The 16,941-nt window shown below is 64.2% G+C and carries 17 protein-coding genes; 8 read left to right on the top strand and 9 right to left on the bottom strand.

What is annotated here, in order from left to right; all coding sequences use genetic code 11:
* Positions 1 to 12: 12 nt before the first annotated feature.
* Positions 13 to 1,545, bottom strand: coding sequence for an acyl-CoA carboxylase subunit beta (locus BHD07_RS17265; protein ID WP_338281944.1), 1,533 nt, complete (start codon positions 1,543 to 1,545; stop codon positions 13 to 15).
* 151 nt (positions 1,546 to 1,696) lie between these two features.
* Here BHD07_RS17265 and BHD07_RS17260 point away from each other — a divergent pair, with 151 nt between their 5' ends.
* The 4 genes from BHD07_RS17260 (at position 1,697) to mmsB (ending at position 6,397) form a co-directional block, all read left to right on the top strand.
* Entirely contained in the window at positions 1,697 to 3,115 is a 1,419-nt protein-coding gene (locus BHD07_RS17260) for a helix-turn-helix domain-containing protein (protein WP_338281942.1), read from the top strand.
* A gap of 123 nt (positions 3,116 to 3,238) precedes the next feature.
* Positions 3,239 to 4,381 (top strand): isobutyryl-CoA dehydrogenase, encoded by a 1,143-nt coding sequence (locus BHD07_RS17255; RefSeq protein ID WP_338281941.1) that lies wholly within the window; start codon positions 3,239 to 3,241, stop codon positions 4,379 to 4,381.
* Positions 4,382 to 4,393: 12 nt separating this feature from the next.
* Positions 4,394 to 5,455 carry an enoyl-CoA hydratase/isomerase family protein gene (locus BHD07_RS17250; RefSeq protein WP_338281939.1) on the top strand — a complete coding sequence of 354 codons (1,062 nt, stop codon included), beginning with the start codon at positions 4,394 to 4,396 and terminating at the stop codon, positions 5,453 to 5,455.
* A 45-nt stretch (positions 5,456 to 5,500) separates the two neighbouring features.
* Positions 5,501 to 6,397, top strand: coding sequence for a 3-hydroxyisobutyrate dehydrogenase (gene mmsB, locus BHD07_RS17245; protein ID WP_338281937.1), 897 nt, complete (start codon positions 5,501 to 5,503; stop codon positions 6,395 to 6,397).
* Positions 6,398 to 6,432: 35 nt separating this feature from the next.
* Here the strand turns inward: mmsB and BHD07_RS17240 are convergent, their stop codons facing one another.
* The 3 genes from BHD07_RS17240 to BHD07_RS17230 form a co-directional block, all read right to left on the bottom strand.
* Entirely contained in the window at positions 6,433 to 7,182 is a 750-nt protein-coding gene (locus BHD07_RS17240; protein WP_338281936.1) for an SDR family oxidoreductase, read from the bottom strand.
* Between the two features lie 137 nt (positions 7,183 to 7,319).
* On the bottom strand, positions 7,320 to 8,795 hold the full coding sequence (locus BHD07_RS17235) for a mannitol dehydrogenase family protein (protein WP_338281934.1): 1,476 nt from the start codon (positions 8,793 to 8,795) through the stop codon (positions 7,320 to 7,322).
* Positions 8,783 to 8,920 (bottom strand): hypothetical protein, encoded by a 138-nt coding sequence (locus tag BHD07_RS17230; RefSeq protein WP_338281932.1) that lies wholly within the window; start codon positions 8,918 to 8,920, stop codon positions 8,783 to 8,785. The genes BHD07_RS17235 and BHD07_RS17230 overlap by 13 nt, the downstream gene beginning before the upstream one ends.
* Positions 8,921 to 9,258: 338 nt before the next feature.
* Between BHD07_RS17230 and BHD07_RS17225 the strand changes: the two genes are divergently transcribed.
* Both BHD07_RS17225 and BHD07_RS17220 read left to right on the top strand, forming a co-directional pair.
* Positions 9,259 to 10,323, top strand: a complete 1,065-nt coding sequence (locus tag BHD07_RS17225) for a glycosyltransferase family 2 protein (RefSeq protein ID WP_338281930.1) — start codon at positions 9,259 to 9,261, stop codon at positions 10,321 to 10,323.
* A gap of 154 nt (positions 10,324 to 10,477) precedes the next feature.
* The gene (locus tag BHD07_RS17220) at positions 10,478 to 11,152 is read left to right on the top strand and encodes an HAD family hydrolase (protein ID WP_338281928.1); all 675 of its coding nucleotides are present in this window, start codon (positions 10,478 to 10,480) and stop codon (positions 11,150 to 11,152) included.
* Positions 11,153 to 11,172: 20 nt separating this feature from the next.
* Here the strand turns inward: BHD07_RS17220 and BHD07_RS17215 are convergent, their stop codons facing one another.
* Positions 11,173 to 11,358 (bottom strand): DUF2735 domain-containing protein, encoded by a 186-nt coding sequence (locus BHD07_RS17215; protein ID WP_018096187.1) that lies wholly within the window; start codon positions 11,356 to 11,358, stop codon positions 11,173 to 11,175.
* A 563-nt stretch (positions 11,359 to 11,921) separates the two neighbouring features.
* Between BHD07_RS17215 and BHD07_RS17210 the strand changes: the two genes are divergently transcribed.
* Together BHD07_RS17210 and BHD07_RS17205 are read left to right on the top strand one after the other, a co-directional pair.
* A complete protein-coding gene (locus BHD07_RS17210; protein WP_018096189.1) occupies positions 11,922 to 12,956 on the top strand; it encodes a glutamine synthetase beta-grasp domain-containing protein in 1,035 nt (344 codons plus the stop codon).
* A 53-nt stretch (positions 12,957 to 13,009) separates the two neighbouring features.
* Entirely contained in the window at positions 13,010 to 13,366 is a 357-nt protein-coding gene (locus tag BHD07_RS17205) for a DUF6065 family protein (RefSeq protein ID WP_338282311.1), read from the top strand.
* 41 nt (positions 13,367 to 13,407) lie between these two features.
* Here BHD07_RS17205 and BHD07_RS17200 read toward each other — a convergent pair whose 3' ends face one another.
* The 4 genes from BHD07_RS17200 to BHD07_RS17185 all read right to left on the bottom strand — a co-directional run bounded on the left by BHD07_RS17200 (position 13,408) and on the right by BHD07_RS17185 (position 16,812).
* Positions 13,408 to 13,572 (bottom strand): hypothetical protein, encoded by a 165-nt coding sequence (locus BHD07_RS17200; RefSeq protein WP_198516669.1) that lies wholly within the window; start codon positions 13,570 to 13,572, stop codon positions 13,408 to 13,410.
* Between the two features lie 164 nt (positions 13,573 to 13,736).
* Entirely contained in the window at positions 13,737 to 15,254 is a 1,518-nt protein-coding gene (locus tag BHD07_RS17195) for a tripartite tricarboxylate transporter permease (protein WP_018096191.1), read from the bottom strand.
* A gap of 125 nt (positions 15,255 to 15,379) precedes the next feature.
* Positions 15,380 to 15,871, bottom strand: coding sequence for a tripartite tricarboxylate transporter TctB family protein (locus tag BHD07_RS17190; RefSeq protein ID WP_100671292.1), 492 nt, complete (start codon positions 15,869 to 15,871; stop codon positions 15,380 to 15,382).
* Positions 15,868 to 16,812, bottom strand: a complete 945-nt coding sequence (locus BHD07_RS17185; RefSeq protein ID WP_018096193.1) for a Bug family tripartite tricarboxylate transporter substrate binding protein — start codon at positions 16,810 to 16,812, stop codon at positions 15,868 to 15,870. The genes BHD07_RS17190 and BHD07_RS17185 overlap by 4 nt, the downstream gene beginning before the upstream one ends.
* Positions 16,813 to 16,941: the final 129 nt, after the last annotated feature.

Genomic DNA, 16,941 nt, shown 5'->3' with positions numbered 1-16,941 from the left:
CGGGTTCTCCCGTCAAAGCGGGATGGTGTCGTGCTTGCGCCAGCGGGTCTCGACCTGCTTGTTGCGCAGGGAGGCGAAGGCGCGGGCGATGCGGCGGCGGGAGGAGTGCGGCATGATCACCTCGTCGATGAAGCCTCTCTCGGCGGCGACGAAGGGATTGGCGAAGCGCTCTTCGTATTCCTTCGTCCGGGCTGCGATCTTCTCGGGATCGCCGAGTTCGGAACGGTAGAGGATTTCGGTCGCGCCCTTGGCACCCATCACGGCGATCTCGGCCGTCGGCCAGGCGTAGTTCACGTCGGCGCCGATGTGCTTGGAGGCCATGACGTCATAGGCGCCGCCATAGGCCTTGCGCGTGATCAGCGTCACCATCGGCACGGTGGCCTGGCTATAGGCGAAGAGCAGCTTGGCGCCGTGCTTGATGACGCCGCCATATTCCTGGGCGGTGCCGGGCAGGAAGCCGGGCACGTCGACGAGCGTCAGAATCGGGATTGAGAAGGCGTCGCAGAAGCGGACGAAACGCGCCGCCTTGCGCGAGGAGTCGATGTCGAGGCAGCCGGCGAGAACCATCGGCTGGTTGGCGACGACGCCGACGGTCTGGCCTTCGATGCGGATGAAGCCGGTGATGATGTTGCGGGCGAAGCTTGCCTGGAGTTCAAAGAAATCGCCCTCGTCGGCAATGGCGAGGATCAATTCCTTCATGTCGTATGGCTTGGCGGCACTGTCCGGGATCAGGCTGTCGAGCCGCATCTCAATGCGTCCCGGATCGTCATGGAACGGCCGCACCGGCGGCTTCTCGCGGTTGTTCAGCGGCAGGAAATCGAAGAGCAGGCGGACGTGCTCGAGCGCCTCGACATCGTTTTCGTAGGCGCCGTCGGCGACCGAGGATTTCGTCGTGTGCGTGCGGGCGCCACCGAGCTCTTCCGCGGTGACGATCTCATTGGTGACCGTCTTCACGACGTCGGGACCGGTCACGAACATGTAGGAACTGTCGCGGACCATGAAGATGAAGTCGGTCATCGCAGGCGAGTAGACCGCACCACCGGCGCAGGGGCCCATGATCACCGAGATCTGCGGAATGACGCCCGACACCTCCGCATTGCGGCGGAAGACCTCGGCATAGCCGGCGAGCGACGCCACGCCCTCCTGGATGCGCGCGCCGCCGGAATCGTTGAGGCCGATCACCGGCGCACCGTTGCGCGCCGCCATGTCCATGATCTTGCAGATCTTTTGGGCATGCGTCTCGGAGAGGGAGCCGCCGAGGACCGTGAAGTCCTGGCTGAAGACATAGACCTGGCGGCCGTTGATGGTGCCCCAGCCGGTGACAACGCCGTCGCCGGGGATCTTCTGGCCAGCCATGCCGAAATCGACGCTGCGATGCGTCACATACATGTCGTATTCTTCGAAGGAGCCCTCGTCGAGAAGCACGTCGATGCGCTCGCGTGCCGTCAGCTTGCCCTTGCCGTGCTGCGCGGCCACGCGGCGTTCACCGCCGCCCGCCCTCGCTTCGGCCCGGCGGGCTTCCACCTGTTCAAGTACGGCGCGCATCGCTCTCCTCCATTTTTGCTGATTGTGCAGAGGCTTGCCTGCCTTCGCAATAGCGCCGAAGGCCTGATGGAAAAACCGCCGATGATGTGCAAATGTGGAATATATAAAATTGCGAAGCGCAAACTGCAAAGTTGCGAATACGAGTGCAAAGATGGCGATCGGGAAGCTCTATATCGGCCGCAAGGTCAGGGATCTCAGGGATGGCAAGCGACTGACGCAGGGGCAGTTCGCCGAGCGCATCGGAATTTCGACGAGCTATCTCAATCAGATCGAGAACAATCAGCGTCCCGTGTCCGCGGCGGTGCTGCTCGCACTGGCGGAGAAGTTCCAGATCGACATCGCCGAACTTTCCTCGGGCGAGAGCGACCGATTGCTCTCGGCACTGTCGGAAGCTCTGAGCGACCCGCTCTTCGAAACCTATTCGCCGAGCCTGCAGGAGCTGAAGCTCGTCGCCCAGAATGCGCCGGGGCTCGCCCATGCGCTGATCTCCTGTCATCAGGCCTATCGGCGCAACAGCGAGCAGCTCGCCAGCATCGACGACACGATCGGTCGTGGTGCGTCCCTGGTGGAGACGACGCCCTATGAAGAGGTGCGCGACTTCTTCCATTTCGTCGACAACTATATTCATGAAATCGATACGCTCGCCGAGACGCTTGCGGGCGAGCTCGGCCTCGGCGATGGCGACAACCATGCGGCCCTCGCCGCCTATCTGGAGGCGCGCCACGGAATACGTGTCGTGCGCGGGGCAGCGGGCGACGAGGCGATCCGCCGTTTCGATCCCCGCGCCCGCCTACTCACGCTCAATCCTTACGCGCCGGCGGCGACACGCGACTTCCAGCTCGCATTGCAGATCGCACAGATGCACGCCCGCGAGGAGATCGACCGGGTGGCGGGAAGCGCCGGCTTCCGAACGGAGGAAGCCTATGAGATCTGCCGCATCGGTCTGCAGAACTATTTTGCGGGCGCCTTGATCTTCCCCTACCAGCCGTTCTCGAAAGCCGCACGCGACCTGCGCCACGATGTCGAGCTTCTCGCTGCCCGTTTCGGTGCCTCGCTGGAGCAGGTCTGCCACCGGCTTTCGACGCTGCAGCGGCCGGGGCAGAAGGGTATTCCGATCTTCTTCGCGCGGATCGACCGGGCCGGCAACATCACCAAGCGCCACAGTGCCGCCAAGCTGCAATTCGCCCGCTTCGGCGCAGCCTGCCCGCTCTGGAACGTGCATCAGGCCTTCGAGACACCGGGAAGCATCATCCGCCAGCTTGCCGAGACGCCGGACGGCGTGCGCTACCTCTGTCTCGCGACCCAGATCACCAAGGGCGGCGGCGGTTACCGGGCCGCGCATCCCCGCTATGCCTTGGCGCTGGGCTGCGAAATCTCCTACGCCGATGCCTTCGTTTATGCCGACGATATGGATCTCGGGAACCGCGCCGCCTACGATCCGATCGGCATTTCCTGCCGCATCTGCGAGCGCACCAGATGTGCGAGCCGTGCCGTGCCGCCGCTGAAGCGCAAGCTCATCGTCGATCATGACATGCGCGGCGCTCTGCCGTATCGTCTTAGCGAGACGTAGAGCCGCGCCTAGCGTCCTGTTCGTTTCTGAACAGATACTGTGTGCATTTGCGTCTGTGCCTGTGCGGGTTTTGCTGTAACTAAGCATTGCAGCAGCGATATGCGGGTCAGGGAGGACATGCATATGGATTTTCGCCTTTCCGAGGAACAGCAGGCCATCCGCACGATGGCGCTCGATTTTGCCCGGGACGAGATCGCGCCCCACGCAATCGACTGGGACCAGCAGAAGCATTTTCCGGTGGAGACTTTGCGCGCGGCGGCCGCGCTCGGAATGGCCGGCATCTATGTCCGCGACGACGTCGGCGGAACGGGACTTACCCGTCTCGACGCGGCAATGATCATCGAGGCGCTCGCGACCGGCTGCCCCGCGATCGCCTCCTTCGTTTCGATCCACAATATGTGCGCCGGCATGATCGATCGCTACGGCACGGACGCGCAGCGCCGGCGCCTGCTTCCGCCGCTTCTCACGATGGACGTCCTGGCGAGCTATTGCCTGACGGAACCCGGCTCCGGCTCGGACGCGGCCGCGCTCAAGACAAAGGCGGTGCCCGAGGGTGACGCCTATCTGCTTACCGGCCAGAAACAGTTCATTTCCGGTGCCGGCGAGTCCGGCCTTTATATCGTCATGGCACGCACCGGCGAGGACGGGCCGAAGGGGATCTCAGCCTTTGTCGTCGAGAAGGACTCTCCTGGGCTCACCTTCGGCGCCAATGAAAAGAAGATGGGCTGGCATGCCCAGCCCACGCGGGCGGTGATGCTCGACAATGTTCGCGTTCCCGTCGAGAACCGCTTGGGTGCCGAGGGCGAAGGCTTCAGGATCGCCATGGCCGGTCTCGACGGCGGGAGGCTCAACATCGCCGCCGCCTCGCTCGGCGGCGCGCAATCCGCTTTTGACAAGGCGCTTGCCTATGTCCAGGAGCGCCGGGCCTTCGGGAAGGCGATCGGCGAATTCCAGGCGCTGCAGTTCCGCCTCGCCGATATGGCGACGGATCTGGAAATCGCTCGGACCTTCCTCTGGCGGGCGGCCTGCGCCCTCGATGCGGCGGACCCGGAGGCGCCGAAGCTCTGCGCGATGGCCAAACGTTTTGTCACAGATTGCTGCTTTGCTGTCGCCAATGACGCACTGCAATTGCATGGCGGCTACGGCTATCTCGCCGACTACGGCGTCGAGAAGATTGTCCGCGACCTGAGGGTGCACCAGATACTCGAAGGTACGAACGAGATCATGCGGCTGATCGTGTCGCGTGCGATCATGGGTCGGACCTAGGAAGGATTTTCGATGGACATGCAGACCACGCTTCCGGAGGTCATTGTCGAGCGCCAGGGCGCGATCGGCAGGCTGCGGCTCAACCGTCCCCGCGCACTGAACAGCCTCAATCGCACGATGATCCGCGCGATCGCTGCGGCGCTGACCGAGTTCGAGCGCGACCCGGAGATTGCCGCAGTGCTTGTCACGGGCGAGGGCGAACGGGGCCTCTGCGCCGGCGGCGACATCCGGATGATCTACGAAAGCGGCCGCGAACGGCCTGAGGAGGGCGCGCAGTTCTGGCGCGAGGAGTTCATCGTCAACAGCCGAATTTCAGCCTATTCCAAGCCCTATATCGCGATCATGGACGGGATCGTGATGGGCGGCGGCGTCGGCGTTTCCTCCCATGGCAGCCATCGGATCGTGACCGAGAGGACGCGCTTCGCGATGCCGGAAACGGGGATCGGCTATTTCACCGATGTCGGCGCGACCTGGCTCCTGCCGCGCGCGCCCGGCGAGTTCGGTACCTATCTCGGGCTGACGGGCCGCGATGTCGGTGCGGCGGCGGTCATCCATGCGCGGCTCGCCGACAGTTTCGTTCCCTCCGAGAGGATAGGCGAGCTCATCGCCTCGCTCTCCACCTCGGCCACGGCCGATGACGTTTCGGCGGCGATCCGCGCCGTTTCGAGCGAGCCCCCGGCATCGGCCCTGCTCGACCATCTGTCCGTCATCGACCGCTGCTTCGCCTTCGATGCCGTGGAGGAGATCCTCGCGGCACTGGAAAAGGACGGGTCGGATTTCGCGCGCGAGACGCTCGAACTCCTGAAGACCCGATCGGCGATCAGCCTCAAACTGACGCTGTCGCTCCTAAGGGCAGGGCGCTCCAGCGCAACGCTCAACGAATGCCTCGAGCGGGAATATGCCGCCACCCTCGCCATGCTTTCCAACCCGGATTTCTACGAGGGCGTCAGGGCCGCGGTGATCGACAAGGACAGGAATCCGAAATGGTCGGTTGGGCTTTCGGAAGCTACCCCCGAGATGCTCGCCCGCTTCGGGAGGAATGACGGCGCGCCGCTCTTCGCCGGAAAGGCATAAGGCGCGGGCAGTTCGCGACAGGTTCAGTTGAGGAGGAGAGGCAAGATGACGAAGATCGCCTTTATCGGGCTTGGCAACATGGGCGGACCTATGGCCGCCAATCTGGTGAAGGCGGGCCACGCGGTCGCCGGCTTCGACCTTTCGGAAGCCTCGCGCAATGCCGCCGCCAAGACGGGCGTTTCGGTCGCCGGCTCGATCGCGCAGGCCGTGCGTGAGATGGAATGCGTCATCACCATGTTGCCGGCGAGCGCGCATGTCCTTTATGTGTGGGACGAACTGCTCGGCTTCGTCGATCCCGGCACGCTTCTGATCGACAGCTCGACGATCGACGTCGAAAGCGCGCGCAAGGTTCACGGCCTTGCCGAAAGGGCTGGCTGCCCTTCGCTCGACGCGCCGGTCTCCGGCGGCACGGCGGGGGCGGCGGCCGCTACGCTGACCTTCATGGTCGGAGGGAGCGAGGGCGCCTTCTCGCGCGGCAAGCACCTGCTCGAAGCCATGGGCAAGAAGATCGTCCATTGCGGCGACGCCGGCGCCGGCCAGGCGGCGAAGATCTGCAACAATATGATCCTCGGCGTTTCCATGGCGGCGGTCTGCGAGGCCTTCGTGCTCGCCGAACGGCTCGGCCTCTCGCATCAGGCGCTCTTCGACGTGGCCTCTACCTCGTCGGGCCAGTGCTGGTCGCTGACGACCTATTGCCCGGTGCCCGGCCCGGTTCCGGCCTCGCCTGCAAATGGTGGCTACAAGCCCGGTTTCGCCGCGAGCCTCATGCTCAAGGATCTGAAACTCTCGCAGCAGGCGGCCAGCGCCAGCGGTGCGGCGACGCCGATGGGGGCACAGGCGACACAGCTTTACAGCCTTTTCGAGAAGCTCGGTCACGGGGCAGAGGATTTCTCCGCGCTGATCCATCTGCTCAGGGGGAACGAGGAGGCGAAGGAGGGGTAGCTTGCCCCCTCTGGCCTGCCGGCATCCACCAATCCTCACATCTGCACGGTCATTCCGCCGTCGACGGTGAGCGTGATGCCGTTGACGAAGCTCGCGGCCGGCGAGGCGAGGAAGACGGCGGCGGGGGCGATTTCTTCCGGCCGCCCCCAGCGCTTCAGCGGAATGCGGACGTCGACGAAGGCTTTGAGCGCCGGATCGGTTGCGAGATGCGCATTGGTCTCGGTTGCAAACCAGCCGGGCGCGATCGCGTTAACGGTGAGATTGTCGGCGCCGAGTTCGACCGCGAGCGAGCGCGTCAGTGCGGCGAGCCCGCCCTTCGCCGCCGTATAGGCGGGATCGCCGGCCCGCGCCGCGAAGGCGGCGATCGAGGTCACGAAGATCAACCGACCGGCCGCGGAGCGCCTGAGATAGGGAAGGGCAGTCTTTGCCACGGCGTAGGCCGCGGTCAGGTCGGTGTTCAACAGAGCCGCAAATTCGTGCGGTTCCATCGCTTCCGTCCCGCGGCGGTCGCGTTCGCCGACAGCGTGGATGAGAATGTCGAGCCCGCCCGTCTTTTCGACCGTGGCGGCGATGATCGCCGGCGCATCGCGGGTTATGTCGCCGGCCGCAATCCCGATCTCGATGCCGTCGCCTTGGAGCCGCTTGCGCGCCTCTTCCAGGCCTTGGCCGTTGCGGCCGTTGATCACCGTCCAGGCGCCGGCCCTGGCGAGCGCCTTCGCCATCTCCAGCCCGAGGCCGCGTCCGCCGCCGGTAACCAGAGCCGTCCTGCCGCTGAGATCGAACATGGCCTTCCTTCGCCCGTTCTTAGATCACGATGTTTTAAGGTCGGGTCGACCTAAAAACAGGATCGTGATCGGTTCCAAGAAGTTGAGACGCGGGATGCGGGTGGAAAACCGCATACACTTTTTTGCCTCGTCCCGCTCTAAGCCCCGTAGCTTCGAAGCGTTGCCGCCGACCCGTTCCGGAGGAGTCCATCCAGCGCCTTGATCAGCGCGGCGCGAAATGGAGCGCTCGCCGGAAGGTCCGTGCCGAAGACGTCCGTCATCGTCAGAAAGGCATCGACGATGCGATCCGGCTCGTCAATTCCCTGCGCAAGCCCGGCAATCCGGGCAGCATGCGGATCGCGCACGTCGATGGGACGCCCCGCCTCGTCCAGGCCGCGCGCATAGCGCATCCAGGCGGCGACCCCGAGCGCGAGCCGGTCATAGCCGGCCTCGGCGTGCAGCCGGTCCCTGATCGAGCCGAGGAGGCGCTGCGGCAGCTTCTGCGAGCCATCCATTGCGATCTGCCAGGTGCGGTGGCGAAGCGCCGGATTGCGAAAGCGCTGAAGGAGTTCGGCCCGATAGGCCGGAAGGTCGAAGCCGGGCAGTTCCGGAAGGGTGGGGCTCACCTCGTGGCGCATCAACCCTTCGACCAAAGCTTCCATGCCCGGAAGGGACATGGCATCCGCCACCGTCTCGGCACCGGCGAGATAGCCGAGATAGGCGAGTGTGGAATGGCTTCCGTTCAGAAGCCGGAGCTTCATGAACTCGAAGGCGGAGACGTCTTGGACGAAGAGCGCTCCCGCCTTTTCCCATGCCGGGCGGCCGAGTGGGAAATCCTCCTCGATCACCCATTGCCGGAAGGGTTCGGTCATGATCGGCCAGGCATCTTCGAGCCCCATTGCCGCTGCGACCGCACTCCGGTCGCCGTCGGTGGTGGCCGGAACGATGCGGTCCACCATGGTCGAAGGCGACGCGACGTTGCGGATGACGGCGGCGAGGGCCGGATCGCGCAGTTCCGCGAACTGCGTGACGATACGCTTCAGAACATGGCCGTTCCCCGGAAGATTGTCGCAGGAGAGCAGCGTGAAGGGGGCGATACCGGCGCTGACGCGACGCGAAATCGCCTCGACGATGAAGCCGATTGCCGATCGCGGCCGCGCGGGGTTTGCGAGATCGTGAACGATGTCCGGATGGCCTTCGTCGAGCGTGCCGGTTGCTGGATTGTGGCAATAGCCCTTCTCGGTGATCGTCAGCGACACGATACGCGTGGCGGGGTCCGCCATGCGGCGAAGGACGGCTTCCGGGTCCTCCGGCGCGCAAAGGAGCTCGACGACACTGCCGATCACGCTGAGATCGGAGCCTTCGCCGTCCTGGACGGCGAGGGTGTAGAGCCCGTCCTGCGGTTGAAGCGCGTCGCGCGTTTCCGGGCTGCGCAGCGAGACGCCGCAGATGCCCCAGGACGGATTCTCGGAGAGCAGCGCATCGGTGTACGCGGCCTGATGCGCGCGATGAAAGGCACCAATACCGAGGTGTACGATGCCGACGGTAACTGGACCGAGGTCGTAATCGGGCCTTTTGACGGTGTGCGGCAGGCGGTCGATCGTCTTTCTCGAAAGCCGCATCAGAAGGCCCATCCGTTTCCGGTACCCGCTTGTCCGGTGCCTGCGACCGGCATCGCGTTCGCGGGCTGCAATGTCGCGCCTGGCGCCGTCAATCGCGTGGCGATCACCTTCATGGTGTCGGGGTGTCTGGCATCCACGCGGCTTCCTCCCTGCGTCGTTCTGGCTGCAAAACTGGTATATCAGCCGCCGGAGGCGCGTCAACCGAGGTCACTTTGCTGCCTATCCGGGCATACGCTCGATCATCGGCACGGTAAGGCTGCAGACCGGCGTGCCACCGCTGCAGCGGTCACTCAAATGCCACAAAACTGGGGAGGCTCACGCAGGATCGAGCACGATCTTCGCCGCCCGCCCGGCGCAACCGCGCCGTTGTCTTCACCGCAGCCCGAGAGGCTGTGCTTTCGGGACGGGCATCACCCTCAAGGACCTGCATGAGAAGGTTCGCCGCGACCAAAGCCGAAAAGCGAGGTTCACTGCGATGCATTCCATCCGAGACCATCTTCCTGTCTCCATCATCATAGCGAATTACAATTATGCGCGGTTCCTGAGCCGCGCGATCGACAGCGCCCTCGACCAGGACCACGCGCAGGTCGAGGTCATCGTCGTAGACGATGCGTCGACCGACGGGTCGGCGGAGGTGATCGCGTCCTACGGCGGACGGATCAAGGCCTGCCTGCGGGAGGAAAATGGCGGTCACGCAGCCGCTTTCAACACCGGCTTTGCGGCAAGTCGAGGGGCGATCGTTCTCTTCCTCGACGCCGACGACTATCTCTACCCGGCTGCCGTTTCCGAATTGCTTGCCCAGTGGAGCGACGACACGGCCCAGATGCAGTTCCGGCTGCATCTGGTGGACGAGGATCTGCGCGTCAAGGACATCTTCCCGCCCCCGGAGGTCCCGTTCGACTCCGGTGACGTAACGCCGCAACTGGCGCGCCGCGCACGATACCAGACGACGGTCACCAGCGGACTGGCTTTTGCACGCGCGGCTCTCGATGTCATCATGCCGGTTCCGGAAGCCGAGTTCCGGCAGGGTGCAGACGGCTACCTTGTCACGCTCGCCCCGCTCTACGGGAAGGTGACGTCGCTCGAAGCCTGCCTCGGCGCCTACCGAATGCACGGCAGCAATCATTCTGTCTTCGCCGAAAAACTCGGGCAGAGGGCGCGCTGGAGGGTGGAGCATGATTTTCACCGACTGCATGCCCTCAACGAACAGGCGGCCGATGTCGGTCTATCGGTTTCGCCGAAAGCGAACCTGCGCGACCCGGTGCATCTGGAGGAGCGTCTTGCATCGCTCTGCGTGGACGGCGCACGCCATCCGGTGGCTGCGGATTCGAGGCTCGGCCTCGCCGCTCACGGTGCCGTCGCCAGCATGCAGATGAACGTCTCGCTGCGCCGTCGTGCCATGCTGGCAGCCTGGTTCGTCTCTGTCGGGCTGCTGCCGCGGCGCATGGCGCAGGCGGTCCTTTCATGGAAGCTCGTCGCTTCCTCGCGGCCGGCCTTCCTGACCCGGATTTCGAGAACCATTCGCCATGCGATGGGGTAGTTGCACTTGCACGCAGACGCGATCAGGGTTCACAAAGGAAAAGTAGACAGGCTGCCTGTTCGGCTGCGAAACCTGACCCATATTTTCGCAGGTGACGGCGCCATGGCCCGTGCGTCCGATCGGACGCGCAAAGGCCGTTACCGGGAGAAAGAGCATGCGCATCGAACCCGTCTTCCTGTTCGATCTGGACGGCACACTCGTCGACAGCGTCTACCAGCACGTGCTTGCCTGGAAGGAAGCGCTCGACGCGGAAGGGATCGACCTTTCGGTCTGGCGCATCCATCGCAAGATCGGCATGAGCGGCGGGCTCTTCACCGACCAGCTCCTGCGCGAAACGAACATGGAAATCAGCGGTGACAGGGTTGCGCGATTGCGTCAGCGCCACGCCGAGGCCTACAGGCGGCAGGCAGACAGCATAAGACCGTTGCCCGGCGCGCGCGAGCTCCTAACCTGGCTCACCGATGCGAAGATCTCCTATGCGATCGCCACGAGCGGGCGGATGGAGACGGCCGCCGTCAATCTCGCCGCTCTCGGCGTCGATCCGGCGGTCGTGCCGGTCGTGACGCGAGACCTCGTAAAATATGCCAAGCCCGATCCGGATCTCTTTCTCGCCGCCGCGGAACAGCTCGGCGCCCCGATCGAGACGGCAGTGGTGGTCGGCGACAGTATCTGGGACATGCTGGCGGCGGTGCGCTGCCGTGCCTTGGCCATCGGCTTGCTGAGCGGAGGCTACGGACATGAGGAACTGCGGCAAGCCGGCGCTTACCGCATTTTCGACGACCCGGCCGATATGTTGCACCATATCGACGAGGTCGGCGGGCGGCGGTGAGCGGGAATGACCGCTCCGCTTCAGTGCTTCGTATCGTCGCTCAGGGCTTCTTCGTGATACCAGCAACCATCGACGGCGGCGCACACGTCCGACGGTGCGAGGTCCAGTTTGCGCTGGGCTTCGGAACGCCGTTCCTCGGCCTTCCGCGACACAGCGGCCGGAAACTTCAGGATCGTCGCAGACTTGCCGTAAAGACTCGTGGCCATGCTCTGGTCTCCCGTGAGTTCTGGGGAGAAACATAGTGCAACCAGGCAGGATTTGCACATGATTTACGCGAATTGCCGAAATTTCGTTCAATTCCGTGCCGGAATTGCGAGCATTCTCCGGAGCATTCACGGATGCAACGGTCGCAAGTGCGATTTTTTAGGCAGCGGCGCCTGCCAAATAATTTTTGGGCAGAAATGTTCGGGCCGCGGACGCCGATAAGGATGAGCAGGAGAAGCGGCACCTGGCACCTTTCCGCAAGTGAGGAGACCGCGGTATCGATTTGAATTGCTGCTTGTTTTTCTGCCCAGGCCGGCCCCAAACCGCGTAAAAATGCCGGGCTTTGCGGGTCCCGCCGACGATCTTTTCCGGCTGCGTCCGCGGGGCGCGTCCGCGCCGATTCGCCCCGCCGCGGTGCCGCCGGCCGAAAAAAGTCTCTCTCCGGAGCCCAACTGGCACGCTTGATGCTTCATGGTATTCGATCCCTGGCGGTTGGGCGTTGTGTAGCGCTGAAGCTGTCAGGATTTGCTCAAACCATGCAGCACCACGTTAGAGAGATTCGCTAATGACCAAGTATAAGCTCGAGTACATCTGGCTCGATGGCTACACGCCCGTTCCAAATCTCCGCGGGAAGACGCAGATCAAGGAATTCGACGCTTTTCCGACGCTCGAGCAGCTTCCGCTCTGGGGCTTCGACGGCAGCTCGACACAGCAGGCCGAAGGGCGCAGCTCCGATTGCGTGCTGAAGCCGGTTGCGGTCTATCCCGACCCGGTCCGCACGAACGGCGCATTGGTCATGTGCGAGGTCATGATGCCGGACGGCAAGACGCCGCATCCGTCGAATACCCGTGCAACGGTCCTCGATGATGAAAGCGCCTGGTTCGGCTTCGAGCAGGAATATTTCTTCTACAAGAACGGCCGCCCGCTGGGCTTCCCGGAGCAGGGCTATCCGGCGCCGCAGGGCCCGTACTACACCGGCGTCGGCTACAAGAATGTCGGCGACATCGCGCGCCAGATCGTCGAAGAGCATCTCGACATCTGCCTGGCCGCGGGCATCAACCACGAAGGCATCAACGCCGAAGTGGCCAAGGGCCAATGGGAATTCCAGGTTTTCGGCAAGGGCTCCAAGAAGGCTGCCGATGAAGTCTGGCTGGCGCGCTACCTTCTGCTGCGCCTGACGGAGAAATACGGCATCGACGTCGAGTTCCACTGCAAGCCGCTCGGCGACACGGACTGGAACGGCTCCGGCATGCACGCCAACTTCTCGACTGCCTATCTGCGCGAAGTCGGAGGCAAGGATTATTTCGAAGCGCTGATGGCCGCCTTCGAGAAGAACCTGCACGACCACATCAACGTCTACGGCCCGGACAACCACTTGCGCCTGACCGGCAAGCACGAGACGGCGCCGTGGGACAAGTTCAGCTACGGCGTGGCCGACCGCGGCGCCTCCATTCGCGTTCCGCACAGCTTCGTCAACAACGGCTACCGCGGCTATCTCGAAGATCGCCGCCCGAACTCCCAGGGAGACCCCTACCAGATCGCTTCGGTCATCCTGAAGACGATCGCGAGCGTGCCGACGGCGGTTGCCAAGGTCGCTTGATCTCTTGTTGGATGCCCGCATGAGCTCAAAGCGCGCGGGACTGTAAAATCTTGGTGGCGCCGGCCAGTTTGCCGGCGCCATTTTTATTTGAAGATCTTCCCATTCCGGCGCCTTTTCACATTCCCTGCCAGTTCGTGACGGGGACCGTTGAACAGGCCGAAGGCGGCATCACAGCGCTGACGGATATCATCGGGACGGATTGGTCGCCCTGCACATTCACCATGAAATGGCAGTTCACCCGGGCAGGGCAGGGGGTCGTTCGAAGCGGCGAGCCGACCTCACATCTTTCCGGTTTCGTGCGGGGGGGCTCGGCGTCATGGGCCGGAGGATCATCGCGTCCGGTTGAGGTGCCGTTCGGACGACGGTCGCAATGGGAGGGCAGTTCCCTGAAACAGGATCGCGTCGCCTGATGGCGACGCGATCCTGTTTCAGGCTGGGGACGCCGGGCAGGTCAGCCCCGGCGATTGCCCGGGAAGGCTGCGGGATCGATGCCGAGGGTGCGGAGATCCTGTGCTTTGGGGCGGCGATGGCCTTCGACGGCGGCGGCAGCAGCGGTTGCGGCGCCGAGTACGGCGAAGGCGCGGCCGATGAAGCCCATGCGGTTCTTGCTGGTCATCTCTTGCTCGCTTTCGTTTTCTATTCGATGAGCAAAAGATGGGTCCGGCGGGGTTGTTTTGCAATGCACAAAACCTCAGCCCAGCCATGCAGCGAAAGCAGGCCCGCACGCGTCCAGCAATAGGGGCGGCAGCCGATCGGGCCTGCCAGATCGTCGGAAGCCGCTCAGTCTTCGCTGGCGGCGAGTTGTGCGAGCACTTCGCCGCGGCCGCGGGCCCTGAGGATCAGCGGCACGACCAGCGCGAGCGCGGCGATCACCAGGAGCACGGCCGCGATCGGCGACGTGAAGAGCACGGTGATGTCGCCCTGGCTGATCGAGAGCGCCCTGCGGAGCTGCTGTTCGGCGAGCGGCCCGAGGATCAGGCCGACGACCACCGGCGCGATCGGATAGCCGAAGACGCGCATGACGTAGCCCAGCAGGCCGAAGGCCAGCAGCATGCCGAGTTCGAAGACCGAGGGATTGGCGCCGATGGTGCCGAGCGTTGCGAAGAGCAGGATGCCCGCATAGAGCCACGGCTTCGGGATCGTCAACAGCCTCACCCAGAGGCCGATCAGCGGCAGGTTGAGGACAAGCAGCATGAAATTGGCGATGAGGAGGCTGGCGATCAGACCCCAGACGAGCTGCGGATTGGTGGCGAAGAGCAGCGGCCCCGGCTGCAGCCCGTATTGCTGGAAGCCGGCGAGCATGATCGCGGCCGTCGCCGTGGTCGGCAGGCCGAGCGTGAGGAGCGGCACCAGCGTGCCTGCAGCGGATGCGTTGTTGGCGGCTTCCGGGCCAGCCACGCCTTCGATGGCGCCGTTGCCGAATTCCTCCGGATGTTTGGTCAGGCGCTTCTCCGCCGCATAGGAGAGGAAAGTGCCGATCTCGGCGCCCCCGGCCGGCATGGCGCCGATGGGAAAGCCGATGAAGGTGCCGCGCAGCCACGGCTTCCAGGAGCGCGCCCAATCCGTGGCGCTCATCCAGACCGAGCCCTTGACCGCTTCCACCTTGTCCGGGCCGCGGTCGCCTTGCGCGGCGATGAACAGCGTCTCGCCGATCGCGAACATGGCGACGGCGAGAGTCGTCACCTCGATGCCGTCGAGGAGGTCGGGCACGCCGAAAGAAAGGCGCGCCTGGCCGGTCAGCTGGTCGATGCCGATGCAGGCAAGGGTCAGGCCGACGAAGAGCGAGGTGAGCCCCCGCAGCGTCGAGTCGCCGAAGGCGGAGGAGACGGTGACGAAGGCGAGCACCATCAGCGCGAAATATTCGCGCGGGCCGAAGACGAGCGCCAGCTTGACGATATAGGGCGCAATGAAGGCCAATCCGAGCGTGGCGATGAGGCCGGCGACGAAGGAGCCGATGGCTGCCGTGGCAAGCGCCGGACCGCCACGGCCGGCACGCGCCATCTTGTTGCCCTCGAGGGCGGTGACGATCGAGGCGCTTTCGCCGGGCGTGTTGAGCAGGATCGACGTCGTCGAACCCCCATACATGCCGCCATAATATATGCCGGCGAACATGATGAGCGACCCGGCCGGATCGAGCTGATAGGTGACCGGCAGGAGCAGTGCGACGGTCAATGCGGGACCGATGCCGGGCAGCACGCCGACGGCGGTGCCGAGCGTTACGCCGATGAGTGCGTAGAGAAGGTTCATCGGCTGGGCAGCGACCAGCAGCCCCTGCAGCAGGAAATCGAAAGTACCCATGGTCGTCGGCCTTCTTTAGATCACGGTGATTCCAGGATCGAACCTGAAATCATGAACGTGATCGATCTGATAGGTTAAGAGCGGGATGCGGGCGGAAGACCGCACACACGTTTCCTGATCCCGCTCTAGAAGAACAGGCGTTCCAGCGGCCCTGCGGGCAGCGACAATTGCAGCAGCTTGGCGAAGATAGCCCAGACGATGAAACTGAACACGACGCCGACCGGCACGGTCAGCCACAATTTGCGTTTGCCGAAGCCGCGGGCCGTGAGGGCGAAGAGGATGCCGGTCGCGATCGAGAAGCCGAGCGTGTTCAAGAGCAGCATCTGCGCCGCAAGCCCGGCGACGATCCAGACAACCGGACCCGCCTGCTGGTGCTCGCGTTCGGGAAAGTCGCCCCGCCAGGCTTCGACCGCCGTCCAGACAGCAAGCGCGATGAGACAGCAGGCGATCGCGTAGGGCACGGTCATCGGCCCGACTTGCGAGTAGCCGGCAAGGCCGCTCAGGCGAGACACGTCCCAGAAGATCACACCGGCGATTGCTGCCAGAACGGCGGCGATGACCAGCGCCGCCCGGTCGGGGCGGCGCGTTTCGACGGAAGGGTTGTTCCCCTTGTTCATTTGACCAGCCCGATGTCCTTCAGGACGGTTTCCGTGGCGGAAATGTCCTTGGCGAGCTGCTCGTCGAAGGCGGCGCCGGCGAGATAGGTGTCCTGCCAGCCTTTGGTCTTCAGTACTTCCTGCCAGCCTGCGGATTTGGCAAGCTTCTCGATGTCGGCGGAGACTGCCGCCTTCTGTTCTTCCGTGAGGCCCGGGGCAGCGGCGACCATGCGCCAGTTTTCGACCACGACGTCGACGCCGGATTCCTTCAGCGTCGGCGCGTCGATACCCTCGAGGCGTTCGGCGCTGGAGACGGCGAGCAGACGGAGCGTTCCGGCCTTCACCTGGGACTCGAATTCACCGTAACCGGAAATGCCGGCGGTTACCTGGCTGCCGAGGATCGCGGCAAGCGCCTCGCCGCCGCCGGAATAGGCGATGTAGTTGATCTTGGTCGGATCGACACCAGCGGCCTTGGCAATCAGGCCTACCGCGATATGGTCGGTACCGCCGGCCGAGCCGCCTGCCCAGGAAACCGCGCCCGGATCCTTCTTCAGCGCCTCGACGAGATCTTTCATCGTCTGGATCTCGGAGGCGGCGGGGACGACGATCGCTTCGTATTCGCCCGTAAGCCGCGCGATCGGCGTCACGTCCTTGAGGGTGACCGGCGAGTTGTTGGTGAGGATGGCGCCAACCATGACGTAACCGCCGACGAGGAGCGCGTTCGGGTTGCCCTTCTGCTGGCTTGCGAACTGGGCAAGGCCGATCGTGCCGCCGGCGCCCGGAACGTTCTGGACCTGCACGTTGCCGGAAATGCCCTCCTGCTGCAGGACGGTCTGCATCGAACGGGCGGTCTGGTCCCAGCCGCCGCCGGGATTGGCCGGCGCGATGATCGTGTAGTCGGCGGCATAGGCCGGCAGAGCAATTGCGCCGGCGAGAATGGATGCGAGGAAGAAGTGTTTCAAGGTCGGTCCTCCGTGAGGCGCGCTTCGTCACGCGCACATTGATTATCGTTCGCGAAGGGGAGAAGCGGCTGGTCGACATCGACGGCGACCTTAGACCGGACTGGTGAATCCTCCCGATACGCTGCCGGC

Origin of the sequence: Sinorhizobium sp. KGO-5, from assembly GCF_036245905.1 — a bacterium.
Classification (GTDB): domain Bacteria; phylum Pseudomonadota; class Alphaproteobacteria; order Rhizobiales; family Rhizobiaceae; genus Sinorhizobium; species Sinorhizobium meliloti_A.
The sequence above is the reverse complement of the archived record's forward strand: the minus strand, read 5'-3'. Positions and strand labels throughout refer to the sequence as shown.

Bases quoted from the DNA above. Each gene is read 5' to 3' on its own strand.
- BHD07_RS17265 (WP_338281944.1), bottom strand. From the start codon at position 1,545: ATGCGCGCCGTACTTGAACAGGTGGAAGCCCGCCGGGCCGAAGCGAGG.
- BHD07_RS17260 (WP_338281942.1), top strand. From the start codon at position 1,697: ATGGCGATCGGGAAGCTCTATATCGGCCGCAAGGTCAGGGATCTCAGG.
- BHD07_RS17255 (WP_338281941.1), top strand. From the start codon at position 3,239: ATGGATTTTCGCCTTTCCGAGGAACAGCAGGCCATCCGCACGATGGCG.
- BHD07_RS17250 (WP_338281939.1), top strand. From the start codon at position 4,394: ATGGACATGCAGACCACGCTTCCGGAGGTCATTGTCGAGCGCCAGGGC.
- mmsB (WP_338281937.1), top strand. From the start codon at position 5,501: ATGACGAAGATCGCCTTTATCGGGCTTGGCAACATGGGCGGACCTATG.
- BHD07_RS17240 (WP_338281936.1), bottom strand. From the start codon at position 7,182: ATGTTCGATCTCAGCGGCAGGACGGCTCTGGTTACCGGCGGCGGACGC.
- BHD07_RS17235 (WP_338281934.1), bottom strand. From the start codon at position 8,795: ATGGGCCTTCTGATGCGGCTTTCGAGAAAGACGATCGACCGCCTGCCG.
- BHD07_RS17225 (WP_338281930.1), top strand. From the start codon at position 9,259: ATGCATTCCATCCGAGACCATCTTCCTGTCTCCATCATCATAGCGAAT.
- BHD07_RS17220 (WP_338281928.1), top strand. From the start codon at position 10,478: ATGCGCATCGAACCCGTCTTCCTGTTCGATCTGGACGGCACACTCGTC.
- BHD07_RS17215 (WP_018096187.1), bottom strand. From the start codon at position 11,358: ATGGCCACGAGTCTTTACGGCAAGTCTGCGACGATCCTGAAGTTTCCG.
- BHD07_RS17210 (WP_018096189.1), top strand. From the start codon at position 11,922: ATGACCAAGTATAAGCTCGAGTACATCTGGCTCGATGGCTACACGCCC.
- BHD07_RS17200 (WP_198516669.1), bottom strand. From the start codon at position 13,572: ATGACCAGCAAGAACCGCATGGGCTTCATCGGCCGCGCCTTCGCCGTA.
- BHD07_RS17195 (WP_018096191.1), bottom strand. From the start codon at position 15,254: ATGGGTACTTTCGATTTCCTGCTGCAGGGGCTGCTGGTCGCTGCCCAG.
- BHD07_RS17190 (WP_100671292.1), bottom strand. From the start codon at position 15,871: ATGAACAAGGGGAACAACCCTTCCGTCGAAACGCGCCGCCCCGACCGG.